We start from the raw sequence: 16,748 nt of genomic DNA, 5'->3' as shown, positions 1-16,748 counted from the left end.
TGCAAAAGTGGCTGTGTTTTTGAATGATGTATGCTAAAATGGTAAAAACGCCTGAACGTCACCTAATTGCCATAAAGGTGGAATCAATAAGGATGGAGTGATGATCATGAGTCTTGTCGCCGGAGTCCTGGTCTGTGCATTTGTGTATGTGATACGTGCCTCGCTGGTGCGTACTGAAGAGGAAGATTGGCGAAGTTATTAATGGAATATGTGATGCGCCAGCCTTGAAGGTTGGCGCTTTTTTTGTCATTTTGGCCCGGAACTCCTTGGTACGTAAGGCTCTGGTCAAATCTGATCTTTCATGTGATATAGGACTTTTTGGTTTTTTTTGATAGAATGAAGATGCTGGCTTTTAGGGCCAGCTTGTTGATCTGTTGTTTATCATGTTCCTGTAGCATGTGTTATATTACAAAATTCGACATATTGAAGGAGGGAAGAAGTATGAATTCCAGTTTAAGTATTTATGACAATCTTGGCGGTGAACAAGGTGTTCGGGCGCTGGTGGAGGCTTTTTATCCAATCGTATTGCAGAATGAACAACTAGCACCGCTCTTCCCGGAAGATATTACTCCGGTAATGGACAAGCAATACATGTTCCTGTCTCAATTTTTTGGTGGTCCTGCATTGTTCTCTGAGGCCTACGGACATCCGATGATGCGTGCTCGTCATATGCACTTTGAGGTGACGGTAGAGCGAGCAGAGGCATGGCTTGCATGTATGAATCAAGCGTTAACACAAATTGGTGTGGAAGAACCGTTGCATTCGTTTATTTTGCAGCGTTTATCGGGGCCAGCTCACCATTTTGTGAATACGCCATAGTTCCAAATATACGACAAGCCTTACGGGAGAGGGATGGAACAAGTGGAATTAGAGCCGCTGTATAAGGTGAAGGTGACATGTCATTATTGCGAGAATGAATTTGAAACGTCACGAGTCAGACCTAGTTTGAAACGGCCTTACCGAACAGATTCTGATTTTTGTGCTTATTACAAACAGGAAAATCCGGATTTTTATGTTGTCCGAATCTGTCCTTCGTGTGGATTTGCCTCTACCGAAAATTCTTCAGGTAATCTGAATGAGATACAGCGCAAGGCGTTCATCGAGCAGATCGGAAACCGCTGGGTTAAGCGAGATTATAGTGGAGCAAGAAATCTGGAACAGGCACTTGCTACGTACAAATTGGGTCTGCTATGTGCTCAGGTTATTCAGGAAAAGGATCGTGTCGTTGCTGGCCTGTTGCATCATATAGCCTGGTTGTATCGGTATATGGAAGATCATACACAGGAGCATCGTTTTCTCGAATTCAGCCTGGAAGCTTATATCAAGGTGTTTGAACGGGAAGGAACAGGCGGTAATGAGGCCAAGTTACTGTATCTGCTTGGAGAACTGAATCGCAGAGTAGGAAGGTTCCATGAAGCGGTTCAATGGTTCGGTAGAGTCATTCATGACAAACGCATTACAGATGCAGCGATGATTCGTGCGTCAAGAGAACAATGGGCGTTGCTACGTGAACAGATGATATCAGGAAAAATGGAACTGCCACAAGAGATGCTGGAAACAGACAAAGAGGCTGCAAAGCGCAGCCCTCTCTAAGTGTATTGCAGGATGTATTTATCGAACAGGACGACTGGACAACAGGTAATCGTTATCGGTATCAATGACGGTCATGCTGCTATTACAGCAGGGAAAGACAAGCAATTTCTTTTTTCCTTCACGGATACGGATGAGTTCCTTGGGTTTGAGGGGAAGTAGCACATTGTTTGCACCGCAAAAAGGGCATTGCTGTACATAGATATCCCCCATAATGACATCGTATGGCCAACTGTTCTCAAAAGGAATCATTCGGATTTGTCTTCCTGATCTGAAGGTTTAGCGGCCTCTTCCTTGGCCAGTTCTGCAATCTTCTGCATGAGAATATGTTGAGGCATATGCATCAGATGTTCTAGAGGCACGCCCAGAGATGCTGCTAATTTGACGGCTGTTTCAGCCGATACTTGTAAAGGTTTCATACACTTACCTCCTGAAAAAGTTGCTTATTATTTCTCTAGTATAGAGATACGTTGCGTATAAAACCAGTTTTTAATTCAATTCTATTCACCCGAATCTATAGAAAGAGGTGCCTTATTAGATGAAAATGCCATTACATCCTGTATGGGATCTGGAGTCCATCTTTAGTGGAGGTTCTTCTTCCGAAGCATTCGCCGCATATCTGAGTGAACTGGAAACGGATGTGCGAAAGTTGCAAGAAACATTGAATCAAACGGTTGCTCCAGCAACATTGGAAGATACAGAGGCTTTTGATCCTATTCTTGAACTGTTGCAAAATTGTTATGTTCGAATCTCTGAAGGGTCTGCGTTCGTATCTTGTCTGTCCGCTCAAAATCAGCAAGATAAAAAAGCGACTCAACTTCAAGGGACTGTTAGTTCCATTGCTGCGATGCTCAGCAGCAGTAAATCCAAATTCGACAATACACTTAGCCAGATGCCAGAAGATGTATGGGCGGAATGGCTTGAACGTCCTGAAATCCAACCTTTGTCCTTTGTGTTAAACGAGAGTCGTACACAAGCGAAAGAAAAATTGTCACCGGAGCTGGAAGGGCTTGCTCTGGATCTGGCTGTGGATGGTTATCATGGTTGGGGCAAATTCTACAATACAATTGTAAGTAAAGTGAATATCCCGTTTGAACAGGATGGGGAGACAGTTATGCTGTCCGCAGGACAGGCCGCTAACAAGCTTAGTGACAGTGATCGTGCAGTACGTGAGCAGGTATATGCATCCTGGGAGCAGGCCTGGACAGATGTGGAGGATTTCTGCGCAGACACGTTGAATCATCTTGCGGGTTTCCGTCTGAAATTGTACGAGAAGCGTGGCTGGCATGATATCTTGAAAGAACCTCTCTCCATAAACCGGATGTCACGCCAAACACTGGATACGATGTGGGAAGTCATCAACGGAGCCAAACCGGTACTTGTACAGTATTTGGAGCGAAAAGCCCAATTGCTGGGTGTCGATAAGCTAAGCTGGAGCGATGTAGAAGCACCGGTAGGCAAGTCTGTTGGTAAAGTGACGTATGACGGGGCAGCTCAGACAATCGTGGAGCAATTTGCCAAGTTCAGTCCCAAACTGTCGAGCTTTGCAGAGATGGCTTTTGAGAAACGATGGATTGAAGCCGAAGATCGTCCAGGTAAACGTCCAGGGGGATTCTGCACTTCACTGCCACTAAGCAAAGCGACTCGCATCTTTATGACCTTCTCTGGAACGGCATCGAATGTATCCACACTCGCGCACGAACTTGGTCATGGATACCACCAGCATATCATGGAAGAACTGCCGGCATTGAATCAGCGTTACGCGATGAACGTAGCTGAGACGGCTTCTACATTCGCAGAGATGATCGTTGCCGATGCATTGGTGCAAACTGCAAGTGATGAGCAGGAGAAGCTGGCGTTGCTTGAAGATAAAATACAGCGTAGTGTTGCGTTCTTTATGAACATTCATGCCCGTTTCCTGTTTGAGAATCGTTTCTATGAGCAACGTAAGAAAGGCCTGGTAAGTGCCGACGAGTTGAGCAGATTAATGGTGGAGGCTCAAGAAGAGGCATACTGCGGCGTTCTGGCATCAAATCATCCTCATTTCTGGGCATCGAAACTGCATTTCTATCTGACAGGTGTACCTTTCTATAACTTCCCATACACCTTCGGGTACATGTTTAGTGCGGGAATCTATGCTCGGGCACAACAAGAAGGTACGGCTTTTGCGGGGAAATATGATGATTTGCTGCGTGATACTGGACGAATGACTGTGGAGGAACTAGCTCAGAAACATCTGGGTACAGATCTGACACAACCGGACTTCTGGCAAAATGCTGCGAATTTAGTTATTGCCGATATTGAGCAATTTTTAGAGATGACCTCAGATATAAAATAGCGTAGCCAACTATTTCGAGAAAAGAGAAGCCATAGTGGATTGTCTGACAGACATCTATTATGGCTTCTTTTATTTGTAATGCTCCTTAAAGTCGAATGTATATTTTGTCGTAAATAAATGAAAAAACTCGTTTTAAGGAGAGGGATTGGCAATTAATTGTGCAAATTATAGGGATAATTACCCAAAGTTGTTTATATTTGTTGAGTAAGCGTATATGATGTCATATAATGAGTCGTAAGTCCTTGCCTTATAGGACTAAAAGCATAATAGGAGGAGTGTTAACGTGAAAACGGAGCAACTTTCATTAGCAAGACAGTTAGATCTGGTGTTTAAAGAGCTTGATCAGGAGCTGTCAGGATTAGATTCAGGGGTAGTTTTTGTGCAAATACGAAATAACGTTATTGGGAAATTCGGCATTCGACATAATCCGATAACTGGTAAAGATGGACGGATGGAGATGGAGGGTGAGGGACTTAATCATGCGCAACGTGCTTCCTTCCGCGCTATGGCACTGGAGACACTGAAATTTAAGCGGAATTGGACACATGGTGAGATTAGCTATGACTTTACCGTTAGACAAGGCATGATCATGATCGATGCGACGATGGAATCCAATTACAACATGGCGAACTTGATGATTCGCTACCCTAGAACGAATACATATCTGGATTCGGGGATGGGATCTGGCTCATAATTTAGCAAAACCAGAGAATGATATCGTTAAGTTTATTACACATTGTTTACTACAGAAAGAAATAAAGCGGCACTTCCGAAGAAGGCCGCCATTCATTTTCAGCAACACTCAAGCAATAATTACGAGCTTACGAACGACCCGATAATTGCTGCTCAGCGATTTGTACCAGACGTTTTGTAATATATCCACCCAGAGATCCAGTCTCACGGGAAGTATAGTTACCGTAGTAACCATCTTGAGGAATTGTTACACCCAGCTCTTGCGCAGCTTCCATTTTCAGTTGTTGCAATGCTGCGTTCGCTTGAGGTACTACCAGATTGTTAGAGCGGCTTCCGCCACCTTGGTTTTGGCTTCCGTACATATGTCTCACCTCCTTGTGGGTTAGTGATGTTAGTATGGATCGAGAATGAGGAAATATACATGATATGGCGTAAGGGAATATATGGATAATCAAACGAAGGCATGTCAACTCAAAAAGCCGATCCAGTGCGGATCGGCTTGTTTTGCATCATTGCGAGAATAGCAAAAGTCGAGGTAGTTCATCTATTGTAAAAAAAGTATTGCTTAGTCAATTGGTGGAACAACCTCGATATGGGTGAACAGCTCTACAGGTTGCTCTGGTTCAAGCCGGATCAGTCCAGTTACATCCTCAGTCAATGGCAGATTCGGCGCATCCGGCAACCAGGTGTAAGGTTCAATACACAAGAATTGATCGGATTCTCCTTTGGTATACAAAACCCAGTGTTTGAAAAATGCTTCATCTACTGAATATTTCAGTGTATATCCATCATTTCTCCGCAAATGAGCCACTGCAGGCTGACCTTCCGCCGCACGAAGCAACGTATCCCAGTCTCTTCCCTGCATGTTGATTCCTTCCCCGATAGAGGACCATTCATCATGTAACGTTTCTATTTCGCCTGTAGGCAGCTGATCTTCATTTTGTGCATACAATCCGGAAACAGGTAGCTGTAGTGTCCAATCTTCAGGTTTACCGTCGAGCAAAAACCATGTATGATATCCCATCCCAAAGGGAGCAGGTGTTGAACTCAAATTGGTGACACGCAACCGCTGGGTCAGTACAGCATTTTTCAAGCTGAATGTCATTTCAAGTTTCAGAGGGGTGGGGAACTGTTCCATCCAATGTTTTTCATTTTCGGTTAATAGTTCGGTTGTGATTGCACAGCCGTCCTCATCTTCTTCAATATCACTGACACACCAAGACTGGCTGCGATGGAGACCGTGAATATGATTGCCATTCGCCGTATTCTGATCGAACTGATAACGTACTCCTTCATACTCGAATTGTCCCTGGTGAATACGTCCTGGTGGTATGAGCAACGGGACTCCAAAATGATAGGGCTTCTGTAAATAGAAAGCCAGATCGTTTTCGTCCGGGCGACGAACGATATCCCTATTCTGCACCAAATCGCGAATCGAGATGATGTTATTTCCCAGACGAGGCAGCAGGGTGATTTCCAATTCACGGCTATGTAGGATATACGTGTCGTAACCATTCCATTGACCTTTGGTCACTTGTTTCATATCGATGCTCCTTTTCCCACTTGAAATCTGTCTGCATGCAGTTGTGTGCTTCTGAACTGCTGCAGGCGTGTCATTGTGATCATTCCAACTTTTTGAGACATCCTGTAATGAGCTTCATAGCCTTCACAGGATAAGCAATACCATCATAACAGATTTTCAAGCTTCGCGAAAAAAAACTCATCTCATTTTGACATTCAGGCTTATGGGCATTAATATGGAATTCTAAAAGCTTATTATGAACTGAATGATATCAAAGCGATGACGGGGACAAGTAGGCAAGGAGTATTCTCTTCAGAAAGCCAGTGGTTGATGCGAACTGGTGTGAACTCTTTTTTGAATGGACCCTTGAGTGTATAACTGAACAGATCGAGCTATACAGGGAGATCTCATTAGGTTATGCCGGTTATTCCACGTTAAGGAACAATGAAGGCTTTTTCCCTGCTATATTCCTGCATATCAGGATAGCGGAGAGGAAAGCGAATAAGGGTGGCACCACGGTCTCACGTCCCTTGCGGATGTGGGGCTTTTTTGCGTTCGCAGAGCGAAGATGCTTTGTGTCCAAGCGTTGGAAGTTAAGAAGCCAAATTTTTGAATTCTAATTTCTAGTTAAGTTGGACGATTCATTTACACGATAACGGAGAGGATAGAAAAAACCTGGAAAAGCGAAGCGTTCGCCTTTATCACCGGATTTTTCCTTTTGAAATAAAGAATCAAAAAAATCTGGGGATAACAGCGATTGTAAGGTTATTCTGTCATCGAAGTGGGTTGTGTAAAATCTTTAGTTCAACTTATTTAGAATCTATGTGAATTAGGGAGGCGTATCAGATGAAAACGGTATTATCAGGTATTCAGCCGAGCGGTAAGCTTACACTGGGCAACTACATTGGTGCGATTAAAAATTTTGTGAAATTACAGCATGACTATAAGTGTCATTTTATGGTTGTAGATCTTCATGCTATTACAGTGGCACAGGAGCCAGCGGCACTGCGTGAACAGTCCGAGGCTGTGGCCGCATTGTTCATCGCGGCAGGAATTGATCCGAGCAAATCAAACGTATTCCTGCAATCTCACGTACCACAGCACGCAGAGCTCGGATGGTTGATGACAACGCTCACCTCTATGGGTGAGCTGGAGCGTATGACCCAGTTTAAAGACAAATCTTCCGGCAAAGATTCTGTCGGCGCAGGACTGTTCGTTTATCCATCCCTGATGGCTGCAGATATATTGCTGTATAATGCAGATCTCGTGCCTGTCGGGGAAGATCAGAAACAGCATCTGGAGCTGACTCGTGATCTGGCAGGGCGCTTTAACCATCGTTACGGAGAATATTTCACCATTCCTGAACCTTATATTCCACAGGTCGGTGCGCGTGTCATGTCACTGGATGATGCTTCCTCAAAAATGAGCAAAAGTAACCCCAATGCAGGAAGTTATATCGCCCTGTTAGATCCGCCGGATGTCATTCGCAAAAAAATTAGCCGTGCTACGACGGATTCCGGTCGTGAAGTTGTCTATGATCCGGCGAATAAGCCAGAGGTGAGCAACTTGATGAGCATCTATGCGGAATGTGCGGGTATGACACTGAATGAGGTGGCGGAGCGTTACGAAGGAAAAATGTACGGCCCATTCAAAAAGGAACTCGCCGAAGTCGTTGTCTCTGTTATCGAACCGTTACAAGCAAGATACAACGAAATTCGTGAGTCTGGTGAGCTTGCAGATGTATTAGAGACTTCGGCACGTCGTGCTGAAGAGGATGCTGCGAAGACGCTGGATGCGGTGAAAGAGCGGATGGGTTTCGTTCCTAGACGTAAGCTGTAATTGGGAATACAGGTTCAGCAAAGTCAATTTAGCATAAAGACCATGAACGGTTAATCATGTGAACATAGAAGAGGAGACGGATGAATCCATCCGCCTCCTCTTTTTTGACTTATTAACTTCGATAGCTTATGAAGCTGATTCGGAAGCCGAGCGGGCTTCCTGACGTTCTTTTTTCGCCCGGATGATAAATCCCCAAACGATATTAGCCATGGATAGAACAAACAGCAGGGCTGCAAGCCAGCCGTTGTAAGAAATCGTGATTGCTGTAACCGTTAACAAAACTATCGAAGAAAATGCAAACCATAAGGATAAGCCTTTGCTCATTGGGAAAAACCTCCATGTACAAATTTATTGAATTTTCGTATAACCTGAAGCGTGCGAGCCATAATAATCTTGCAAGCTTGCAATACATTACAGACACAGATTGAAAGGAGATTTTAAATATGGCTCAAGGATCTCGCTCTTCTAACAACTTGGTGGTGCCTCAAGCGACAGCAGCTCTGCAACAATTGAAAATGGAGGCTGCACAAGAACTGGGTGTAACTATCCCGCAAGACGGATACTATGGTAACTACACTTCCCGTGAGACTGGATCTTTGGGTGGATATATCACCAAACGTCTGGTACAAATCGCTGAGCAGTCTCTGTCTGGCAAATAATTTATATACCAAAGCAGTAAAAGCCCGGAGCGGATAACGCTCCGGGCTTTTCCCGCGCAATCGTTCCTATAACGATTGTGCCCTGCAACCAAGGTCTGCGTCAAGGGCGAGCAGATAAAAGTTTTTTATCCATTTTTTCATCACTTAGCCAGCCTACGTAAGTATCAATTGTTTTGAAGTTACGATCCATGACCACTACGGCGACAAAGGGATACTGTTTCCGGTGTCGATACCGAACATCAGCCCAGCGAACTTTATATCCGGCAGGAAGTTCCTCCACCTCGGCTACAGCATAAGAAGTGAAATAGAGGAATGCACTAACCTCCGGTGCCTTGCGTGAGGCTACAACGGCTGCATGAGTGGAAGAGGTGGCATGCAGGCTCCAGGTCAGCTCAGAACCATCGATCTTACCAAGCTCATAACTTCCATCCTTATTCGTTTTGACAACATGCCAGCGGCTCCAGGAAATCGTTGGAATCACAATGTATTTGGCTGGTTCCGGACTGTTATCCATACGTCTCACTTTTCGAACCACCAGTGCCCGCGCGATGGTACGCCATACATAATATATTCCAATCAGGATATACAGCGTAGTAAAGAGTGGAGCAGGTGCAATAAGGTCGAAAGCCCATAATAGAATCGCAATCACATGTGTAGTAAACAGGAACGGGTCAAAGATATGAATGATGTTCCAGGCAATCCAGCGTTCTGTAAAAGGACGGGCAGCCTGTGTTCCATACGTATTGAACAAGTCGGTAAAGACATGTATGCCTACAGCTACAGCAGTCCAGAGGGCAACATGACCAAGTGAAACTCCTGAAAAAATCAATCCGATCACACCCGTAATTAGCAGTACCCATAACAACAGAAACGGCAACGAGTGGGACAGTCCCCGATGATTTCGAATATATAGCGAATTACTTTTAAAACGCAGTGCAGTATCAATGTCAGGGGCTTGGGAGCCAGCGATCGTGCCTACCATGACGGCGGCTGCCAGCATGGGGTCGGTTGCAACGACAGGATCAACATAGGCGAGACCCGCCAAACCAATGCCCATAACAAAATGTGTAGAGGTATCCATAAATCTCTCCTTTATAAGGTGTAACGTCAGTGTATCGTCATCAAAATTAACCTTCTCTATCTAGGTGATACCCAATTCTAGTGTATATTATCCACCCGCATGGATGCAAAACATGCTAAGCCCTGGTAACAATCTGTCCATTTCCCAACAAATGTACGAACATTGTCAAACTATTCCGTGGTTTCTTGTGATAAAATTTATATCGGAAGTCGCGTGGATTTAATAAACATGTCGCGATGAGACATATTTTGTGAACAACGACCTTGTCATAAGCCAAGATATGTCCCGTAATGAAGGCACTGTATTATACATATGTATCCCTTGGCTGAAATGATAACGTAGATTTAATTTATCACGTTAACCGAAATCATTTTGTATCAGTAAGCCAGGGCAGCTTAACAGAGGGTTTTTATGGATCAAATATGTATGCGCATTCACTAGTACATTGTTAGGGGGAAGGGAAGAGGATGCAGGTCATTAAGAAATACAAATGGACGTGGATTTTGCTCGGTATTGCACTGATTATGGCGTTGTATTTAATGTGGAATACGGCATTTGCCAGCCAGGAGAAATTACCCGAGATTCGGGAGATCCAATCGTTTTCCATGGAAAATGTGGATGGTCGTAACGTATCGTTGGCGGATACGCAAGGCAAAGTGCGATTGTTCTACTTTTATTTCACCAGTTGCCCTGATGTTTGCCCGATTACGACATTTACGCTGTCTCAGGTGCAGGACTTGTTGAAAGAAGATGGAACATTCGGAGATAAGGCATCCTTTGTATCGATTTCCTTCGACCCAAAAGTAGATACGAGGGAGAAGATCAAAACCTTTGCCGACCGTTTCCACGCGGATTATTCTGGCTGGTATTTCCTGCGTGGGGATATGGATAAAACCAAGCAGTTCGCCAAAGAATCGTTCCAGATTCTGATCGAAGGCGAGAACAAGGATGATTTTGCCCATATGAACATGATTGGTCTGGTGGATGAGAATAACCAGCTTCGCAAGGTTTATAACGCTTTTAATACAGAAGATGTGCAGCCGGAAGCCATCGCAGAGGACATTCGCAGGCTGATTAAAGAATAACACCGTAAAATGTTAAGCACGAAGTCTTTAGCAAAGGCTGTCTCTGGTTGCTATAACCAGAAACAGCCTTTTATTTGTTGTTCTTTTTAATACGAAGGTTCGTCAGGATACTGGATATATTCCTCCAGTCCTGCCTTCTCTAATTGCGAGATGATGTATTCATCAGGTGTACCTTCAACCCCTGCGTACCCACGTCTTGTATACATTTGTACCGCATCGGGAAAAGCATCGCGCAGTACACCTCTTATCTTTTTACCTGAGCTGTCATTGTCCATGAATAAATAAACTTCATCATATCCTACTTGCTTGCGCAGCGTCTCCAGTTTAAGGGAGTTCAGCGTTCCGAATGTGCACAAAATATTGATCTCTGGACCCACTAAACGTTTGAGTTTACTGCGATCATTCTTACCTTCCACAATGACATGAATAGGCATCTTATTCACCCCTGATTCGAGAGCTGATGTCGACATTCCCCGGGAAATGTTACAGCGAAAATCGACTGAATGTACTTATAGTGTATCTGGAAATGGGGGAATGATGCAAAGTTTAAATTGTTCTGCAGAAGGCTCTAACGTATAAGTTGGTCAGGACAAGCTTATATACTTCACCCCAGGATGCTTTTCGCATCGGAAGATGAGAGCGGGGCAGTATGTCTTGACGTATAATAGGGAAGTAGCAAGATGCCGATCATCAGCAAAATAAAAGCAATGAAATAAGGAGATACCCCCAGCCTCAGCTGTCCAGCCGTAATCGGACCAATAAACGAACCAATAGAGGTGGCAATCGATTGCAGAGAGAAAATACGCCCAAGCTTGCCACCACCGCTTAAGTGAATAAAAAGTGTAGCCATCGCGGGGAAAATGATACCTTTGGACATCCCGAGCACAAATAACACGATGGATAACGAAATTTGCGGAACGGCTGCCATCACGAAAAAACTCAAGGACATCAGCAGTACACCAGCAACTAAACGCAGTTTGGGCGAATAACGGTTAAGAAACAGCATGCTGAGTGTAAAGAGCGCACCGATGCTAATGATTGAAAACAGTAAACCTGTCGACATCATGGAGGAATGCCCGCCTCCCCGCAGCGGTAATTCAAAGAACAGAATACCTTGAGCGCAGGCAATAACCAAGGGTAGCATGAAATAACGCCAGGAAACGGGCAGGAATGCTTTTGGCGCTTCTGCTGGCGAATGATCAGAGTTAGCTTTAGCCGAGCCGGAAGGCGCAAGGCCAGGTTTTGCGGGTTCGGTCAATGGCTGCGGCTGGCGAACGAGGCCACGCGGCATGGTAAGCAGTGCAATGACACCTGTCAGAATGAGTAGATAGCCGAGACTCGAGAAGGTGGCAGAGAACCCCATGGCACCGACGATCACGGCACCTGCGGCTGGTGACACCACCGAAGCCAGCGTGTGCACGACACCGTGACCCGACATGTATTTTCCTTGTTTCACCGGGTCATTGGAGAGTTGAGCGAGCAGGGCCAGACATGCCGGAGATAGAAAGGCTAATACAAAGCCGCTAATAGAACGTAGCGCGAGCAGTTGCCAAGGGGTATGAATGTGAGCCTGCAGAAGTAGGATGAACCCCGCACCGACCAGACTGAACACAATATATCGACGGCTCCCGTGTTTATCAATCTGTGTTCCAGCAATCAGATTGCCAGGCAGGTGGGTTAAGGAATAGATGCCCATCATCCAGCCGATAAAGGTTGGAGCCGCACCGAGCGATATCGCAAACGGCGTCAGAATGGGATACTGGGCATGCAGATCAAACACAGCTAGAAACAAAAACAGGTATAGCCAGATGGCCGTTTTCACTAGAGCCCCTCCTTGTTAGGCGATGCCTGTTTGTACACAGGTCTTGAACGTGTCCACGTTCGTCGGACGAATCCTCATGGTACTACTTGTACGCCCCGCAGGACGAACTTAGACCGTTTATTTTTGCCGGAGAGGGCTTAGCTGACAGCAGGTTCGGAAATCATGTATAATATTCGGGAAGTCATGAATCAATTCTAATTCGGAAGGTGTAATCATGAACATAGAAGTAATCAAAGAGTTTGTGATGCAGAACTGGCTGGTGATCGTCGTTGCACTGATCATTTTGTTCTTTGTTCTGAATGTGGTCAAAACGATGTTAAAATGGGCGATTGCCATCATCATTATTGCGGCTCTGCTGATATACAGCGGCATCTCCATTGAACAGATCAAACAAACCGTCACAGACGTGCAGTCCAGCACGATGGACACACTCAAGAAAGAAGCAACAAGCATCATGCTGAAGGAAGCCTCCAAGGCCACCTATGCGGCGGGGAAAAATGGTGAATTTACGATAACCAGTCCTAACGTTGAGCTTAAGGGTAGCACGAAGTCGGATAAAGTCGATGTGACGTTCCGCGGTATTTCTGTTGGTGAGTGGAAACTCGACAACGATACGATCCGCACATTTGTCGAACAGGCACAAAAAAATAAAACAGCACCTGCTTCGTAGTTTAAAGGAGGAATGAAGACGTGCTGCAAACTTGGCTGGACAGCCTGAAGGAGTTTAATGGGATTACCATTCTGCTGTTGCTGATCGTAGCAGCATCCTTATTACAGGGATGGTCCAGAGGGGCTTCACGTTCTGCGGGGAGACTCTTTGGTTTCCTGATGGACGGTATTATGGCGGTCATTGGTATTTTGTTATCTATCGGTCTGACGTTATGGCTTGCGCCTTATGTACAGCAATGGTTATCTGTACATGCCGGGGATATGCCTAATCGTGAGTTGAACCGGTGGGAACAGCTGTATTATACGCTGGTTACAGCGATCGCAGATTTCCCGCTTATGCGGTTTGCCGTATTATTTGTATTGAGTTACGGCTTGATTCGCATGATTCTTGGATTTTTAACAACCTTCATATTTCGCAGAAGACATGCAGGAGATGAGCAAGCTGCGCCAAAAGGGATTTTTAGCCGGCTGACAGGCGCAGTGATCGGCACGGTCATCGGTTCGGTCCGAGGAATCATTGTGATTGCCGTATTGTTCATGATTGTAAGTCTCTATCCGGGTAGTATGTTCAGCCGTTATGTGGAGGCATCTCCGATCTATATGCAGGGTGCTAAATCGGTGATTGAGCCTTTGTCTGGTACGTTTATCAAGGACAAACTTCCGGTATTCACGCAGGCTGTGCAGAAGGAACTCGGAGGTATTTTGCAACGGAAGTATGAAGTGATTGACCACAATATTCCAGCCGATATTGAGCAAGCCGCGCAGGAGATTGTCAAAGGAAAATCGACGGATGAGGCAAAAGCCAGAGCTCTGTATGACTGGGTTGGCACCCGGGTTCAATACGACTACGGGAAAGTGGATGATTATGAACAGAGGGGAATATGGCATGAACAGACCCCTCAGAATACTTTTGATACGCGCAAAGGGGTATGTATCGATTATGCCCGCTTATATGCGGTAATGGCACGTTCTCAGGGGCTTGATGTCAGGGTTGTTACAGGTCTGGGATATAACGGTCAGGGAGGGTACGGCCCTCATGCATGGAATGAAGTCTATTTGAGTGATTCGAATCGCTGGGTTCCGCTTGATCCAACGTGGGCCATCAGCGGAGATTGGTTTAACCCACCTAACTTTGCCGACACGCATCTGAAAGATCAGTCAGCCTGATAGTACACCGGACACGGATATGGTTCGGAATATGACGACGTTGCCAGGTTATCATGCCGGTAAGTTAAGGTTCTGCGGTATGCATCAAGTCATGAAAGAGGTAGGATGAATGAAAAAGCATTCCAATGAGAAGGATGAACTTGCGGACAAACGGCGTTTTAGTTACCGGATGAACGTATTTTTCTTCGCTTCCTTTGTTATTTTTAGTGTAATCATTGTACGCTTGGCGTTTTTACAATTCGTTGAAGGACCTGAGCTCAGTCAGGAAGAAGCAAGTAACATTACGAAGGATGTGCCGCTTGCTCCGGTGAGAGGAACCATCTACGATTCTACGGGGACGGTGAAACTGGCGTATTCCAAGCCGATTCAGTCGCTGTATCTCACATTGTACAAAAACTACGGGGATGTGGATGGCCAGCCGAATCCGAAAATTGGTGAAGTTCAAGAGATGGCTACGCGTCTGCATGATGTTTTTGAAAAGTATAAAACCCCGAATTCCGAATCCTTGACCGTTGATCAAATCATGGAGGAAATGGATCTGAATTCCCGCAAGGCTAACGGGTTTATGCCGCGTCTGATCAAGAGTGATTTGTCCGAAGGGGAGGTTGCTTATTTCCTCCAGCATAAGGATGAATTCAAAGGTATTCAGATTGTGGAAGAAAGTGTACGTTACTACGATCCGGATACAGTGGCCGTTCAATCGATTGGTTATTTGAAAAAATTCAAAAGCTCCAAAACGTTGAAAAAGTATAAAGAAGTAGATGAAGCAAACAAAACGCAGACTGATCCAGGTCTGGTCTATACGGAAAATGAGTTTGTTGGATTTGATGGACTGGAGTTACAGTATCAGGATAAGCTGCGGGGCAAAAGTGGTTATACGTCGGTTGACGTTGATTTACGTAACTTGCCTGAAGGGGTAGCAGGCACAACCCCGCCGCAAAAAGGGTATGATCTGATCTCCAGCATTAACAAAAATGTGCAGGTGAAAACAGAGCAAGCGATTATGGATCAGTTAAGCTGGTTGCATCGCAATCCGGTATCCGGCAGATTACATCCCAATGCCAAAACAGGCTTTGCTGTAGCGATGGAAGTGGATACAGGGAAGGTTGTAGCGGCAGCCAGTATGCCTGATTACGACACCAATGTGTGGAGAACGGGCAGCATCAGTACAGAAGATTACGATAAAATCAAATATATTTATCAAAACGGTACAATCCGGGGATTTCTACCTAGTGATTCCAAAAAAAGAGCTGAATCTGTCGTATTGCTCGGCTCAACGATTAAGCCACTGAGTGTATTGATCGGTTTGAAGGAAGGTTTCTTTACTACTAATTCGGTGTATATCGACCGGGGTTCAACCACGTTTGGTGGAGATAACCGCCGCGTACAGAACTCATCGGGGCACGTTTACGGTGCCATGTACCCTCGTGATGCGATTCGTCATTCCTCTAACGTATTTATGATTGACGAGATTGGTAAGAAGCTGTACTCGCGATATGGTGCTAAGGGCGTTGACGTGTGGGACAAGTACATGGAGCAGTTTGGTCTTGGTATAAAAACAGGAGTGGACTTGCCGAATGAATGGGCTGGGCGTAAAGAATATGAAAGTGAAACAGAAAGCTCCCTGACCAAACTAGCCTATGCTTCCTTTGGACAACAAGGAAAATATACAACCATGCAGCTCGCGCAGTATACCGTGATGCTTGCCAATAAAGGAAAACGAATGGAACCACAGCTTGTCAAAGAGTTCCGGGATTCGGAAGGCAATGTGGTGGAGAAAGTAAAACCGAAGGTACTCAGTACAGCGGACTTCAGTGATGCATACTGGAATGAGGTACAGCGTGGTATGGCTACCGAGGTTTCTGCCTTTGGCGGTTTCCCTTATGATTTTGCCAGAAAAACAGGTACGTCGACACAGAATATTGGAGGGAAACTGGTGGATAACGGGGTATTTATCGCTTTTGCACCCCGTAACAATCCAAAACTGGCTGTTGCGGTCATGATCCCGGAAGGGGGCTTTGGCTCCAACAGTGCGGCTCCGGTTGCACGTGCGATTTTCGATGCATACGACCAGGAATTCGGCCTGGATGGTGTTCCGAAAAAAAATAAAGATAAAGAAACAGAAACAAGTACACAGTGATGCAGTGATGGAGATCGTGTTCTCCATATGGTAAAAGGCCCCCAGAACGGGGCCTTTTTTTGTTGCTTTTTTTATGGAACCCAGGCAGTCTTCTTACGTTATATACAGAGGGCTTCTTATTACGAAAATGTAACCAAAATTAG

The 16,748-nt window shown here is 45.3% G+C and carries 18 protein-coding genes and 1 other annotated feature; of the genes, 10 read left to right on the top strand and 8 right to left on the bottom strand.

The window, feature by feature from the left end; genetic code table 11:
- Window positions 1-441: 441 nt before the first annotated feature.
- Entirely contained in the window at window positions 442-819 is a 378-nt protein-coding gene (locus tag BLQ13_RS12005; RefSeq protein WP_090919642.1) for a globin domain-containing protein, read from the top strand.
- 42 nt (window positions 820-861) lie between these two features.
- On the top strand, window positions 862-1,593 hold the full coding sequence (locus tag BLQ13_RS12000) for a DUF2225 domain-containing protein (protein ID WP_090919806.1): 732 nt from the start codon (window positions 862-864) through the stop codon (window positions 1,591-1,593).
- A gap of 18 nt (window positions 1,594-1,611) precedes the next feature.
- Here the strand turns inward: BLQ13_RS12000 and BLQ13_RS11995 are convergent, their stop codons facing one another.
- A complete protein-coding gene (locus BLQ13_RS11995; protein ID WP_090919639.1) occupies window positions 1,612-1,842 on the bottom strand; it encodes a hypothetical protein in 231 nt (76 codons plus the stop codon).
- Window positions 1,839-2,009, bottom strand: coding sequence for a YycC family protein (locus BLQ13_RS11990; protein ID WP_090919636.1), 171 nt, complete (start codon window positions 2,007-2,009; stop codon window positions 1,839-1,841). Before BLQ13_RS11990 ends, BLQ13_RS11995 begins: the two co-directional genes overlap by 4 nt.
- Before the next feature lie 119 nt (window positions 2,010-2,128).
- On the opposite strand from BLQ13_RS11990, the gene BLQ13_RS11985 reads away from it, so the two are divergent.
- A complete protein-coding gene (locus BLQ13_RS11985; protein ID WP_090919633.1) occupies window positions 2,129-3,928 on the top strand; it encodes a M3 family oligoendopeptidase in 1,800 nt (599 codons plus the stop codon).
- Window positions 3,929-4,211: 283 nt separating this feature from the next.
- On the top strand, window positions 4,212-4,622 hold the full coding sequence (locus BLQ13_RS11980; protein WP_090919630.1) for an O-methyltransferase: 411 nt from the start codon (window positions 4,212-4,214) through the stop codon (window positions 4,620-4,622).
- A gap of 127 nt (window positions 4,623-4,749) precedes the next feature.
- On the opposite strand, the gene BLQ13_RS11975 is transcribed toward BLQ13_RS11980, so the two are convergent.
- Window positions 4,750-4,983 carry an alpha/beta-type small acid-soluble spore protein gene (locus BLQ13_RS11975; RefSeq protein WP_090919627.1) on the bottom strand — a complete coding sequence of 78 codons (234 nt, stop codon included), beginning with the start codon at window positions 4,981-4,983 and terminating at the stop codon, window positions 4,750-4,752.
- Between the two features lie 203 nt (window positions 4,984-5,186).
- A complete protein-coding gene (locus BLQ13_RS11970; protein ID WP_090919625.1) occupies window positions 5,187-6,164 on the bottom strand; it encodes an aldose 1-epimerase in 978 nt (325 codons plus the stop codon).
- A 249-nt stretch (window positions 6,165-6,413) separates the two neighbouring features.
- Window positions 6,414-6,677: a binding site (T-box leader), on the top strand.
- Window positions 6,678-6,989: 312 nt separating this feature from the next.
- Here BLQ13_RS11970 and trpS point away from each other — a divergent pair.
- The gene (gene trpS / locus BLQ13_RS11960; RefSeq protein WP_090919620.1) at window positions 6,990-7,982 is read left to right on the top strand and encodes a tryptophan--tRNA ligase; all 993 of its coding nucleotides are present in this window, start codon (window positions 6,990-6,992) and stop codon (window positions 7,980-7,982) included.
- Between the two features lie 126 nt (window positions 7,983-8,108).
- Here trpS and BLQ13_RS11955 read toward each other — a convergent pair whose 3' ends face one another.
- The gene (locus BLQ13_RS11955) at window positions 8,109-8,306 is read right to left on the bottom strand and encodes a hypothetical protein (protein WP_090919617.1); all 198 of its coding nucleotides are present in this window, start codon (window positions 8,304-8,306) and stop codon (window positions 8,109-8,111) included.
- A 119-nt stretch (window positions 8,307-8,425) separates the two neighbouring features.
- On the opposite strand from BLQ13_RS11955, the gene BLQ13_RS11950 reads away from it, so the two are divergent.
- Window positions 8,426-8,641, top strand: a complete 216-nt coding sequence (locus BLQ13_RS11950) for an alpha/beta-type small acid-soluble spore protein (RefSeq protein WP_090919614.1) — start codon at window positions 8,426-8,428, stop codon at window positions 8,639-8,641.
- A 100-nt stretch (window positions 8,642-8,741) separates the two neighbouring features.
- Here the strand turns inward: BLQ13_RS11950 and BLQ13_RS11945 are convergent, their stop codons facing one another.
- Complete coding sequence (locus tag BLQ13_RS11945) at window positions 8,742-9,722, bottom strand: metal-dependent hydrolase (protein WP_090919611.1); 981 nt, start codon at window positions 9,720-9,722, stop codon at window positions 8,742-8,744.
- 467 nt (window positions 9,723-10,189) lie between these two features.
- Here BLQ13_RS11945 and BLQ13_RS11940 point away from each other — a divergent pair, with 467 nt between their 5' ends.
- The gene (locus BLQ13_RS11940) at window positions 10,190-10,807 is read left to right on the top strand and encodes an SCO family protein (protein ID WP_090919608.1); all 618 of its coding nucleotides are present in this window, start codon (window positions 10,190-10,192) and stop codon (window positions 10,805-10,807) included.
- A gap of 86 nt (window positions 10,808-10,893) precedes the next feature.
- Here the strand turns inward: BLQ13_RS11940 and BLQ13_RS11935 are convergent, their stop codons facing one another.
- On the bottom strand, window positions 10,894-11,241 hold the full coding sequence (locus BLQ13_RS11935) for a toprim domain-containing protein (RefSeq protein ID WP_090919605.1): 348 nt from the start codon (window positions 11,239-11,241) through the stop codon (window positions 10,894-10,896).
- Window positions 11,242-11,411: 170 nt separating this feature from the next.
- On the bottom strand, window positions 11,412-12,629 hold the full coding sequence (locus tag BLQ13_RS11930; RefSeq protein WP_090919602.1) for an MFS transporter: 1,218 nt from the start codon (window positions 12,627-12,629) through the stop codon (window positions 11,412-11,414).
- A 214-nt stretch (window positions 12,630-12,843) separates the two neighbouring features.
- Here BLQ13_RS11930 and BLQ13_RS11925 point away from each other — a divergent pair, with 214 nt between their 5' ends.
- From BLQ13_RS11925 to BLQ13_RS11915, 3 genes are all read left to right on the top strand, one after another.
- Window positions 12,844-13,299: an ATPase gene (locus tag BLQ13_RS11925; protein ID WP_090919599.1), complete on the top strand. Its 456-nt coding sequence runs from the start codon at window positions 12,844-12,846 to the stop codon at window positions 13,297-13,299.
- 20 nt (window positions 13,300-13,319) lie between these two features.
- A complete protein-coding gene (locus BLQ13_RS11920; RefSeq protein ID WP_090919596.1) occupies window positions 13,320-14,465 on the top strand; it encodes a transglutaminase family protein in 1,146 nt (381 codons plus the stop codon).
- A 109-nt stretch (window positions 14,466-14,574) separates the two neighbouring features.
- Entirely contained in the window at window positions 14,575-16,605 is a 2,031-nt protein-coding gene (locus BLQ13_RS11915) for a peptidoglycan D,D-transpeptidase FtsI family protein (protein WP_090919593.1), read from the top strand.
- Window positions 16,606-16,748 lie beyond the last annotated feature (143 nt).

It is taken from the genome of Paenibacillus polysaccharolyticus (genome assembly GCF_900102085.1).
In the GTDB taxonomy this organism is placed as follows: Bacteria; Bacillota; Bacilli; order Paenibacillales; family Paenibacillaceae; genus Paenibacillus; species Paenibacillus polysaccharolyticus.
Note: the sequence above shows the minus strand (reverse complement) of the source record. Positions and strands in the feature narration are given on the sequence as shown.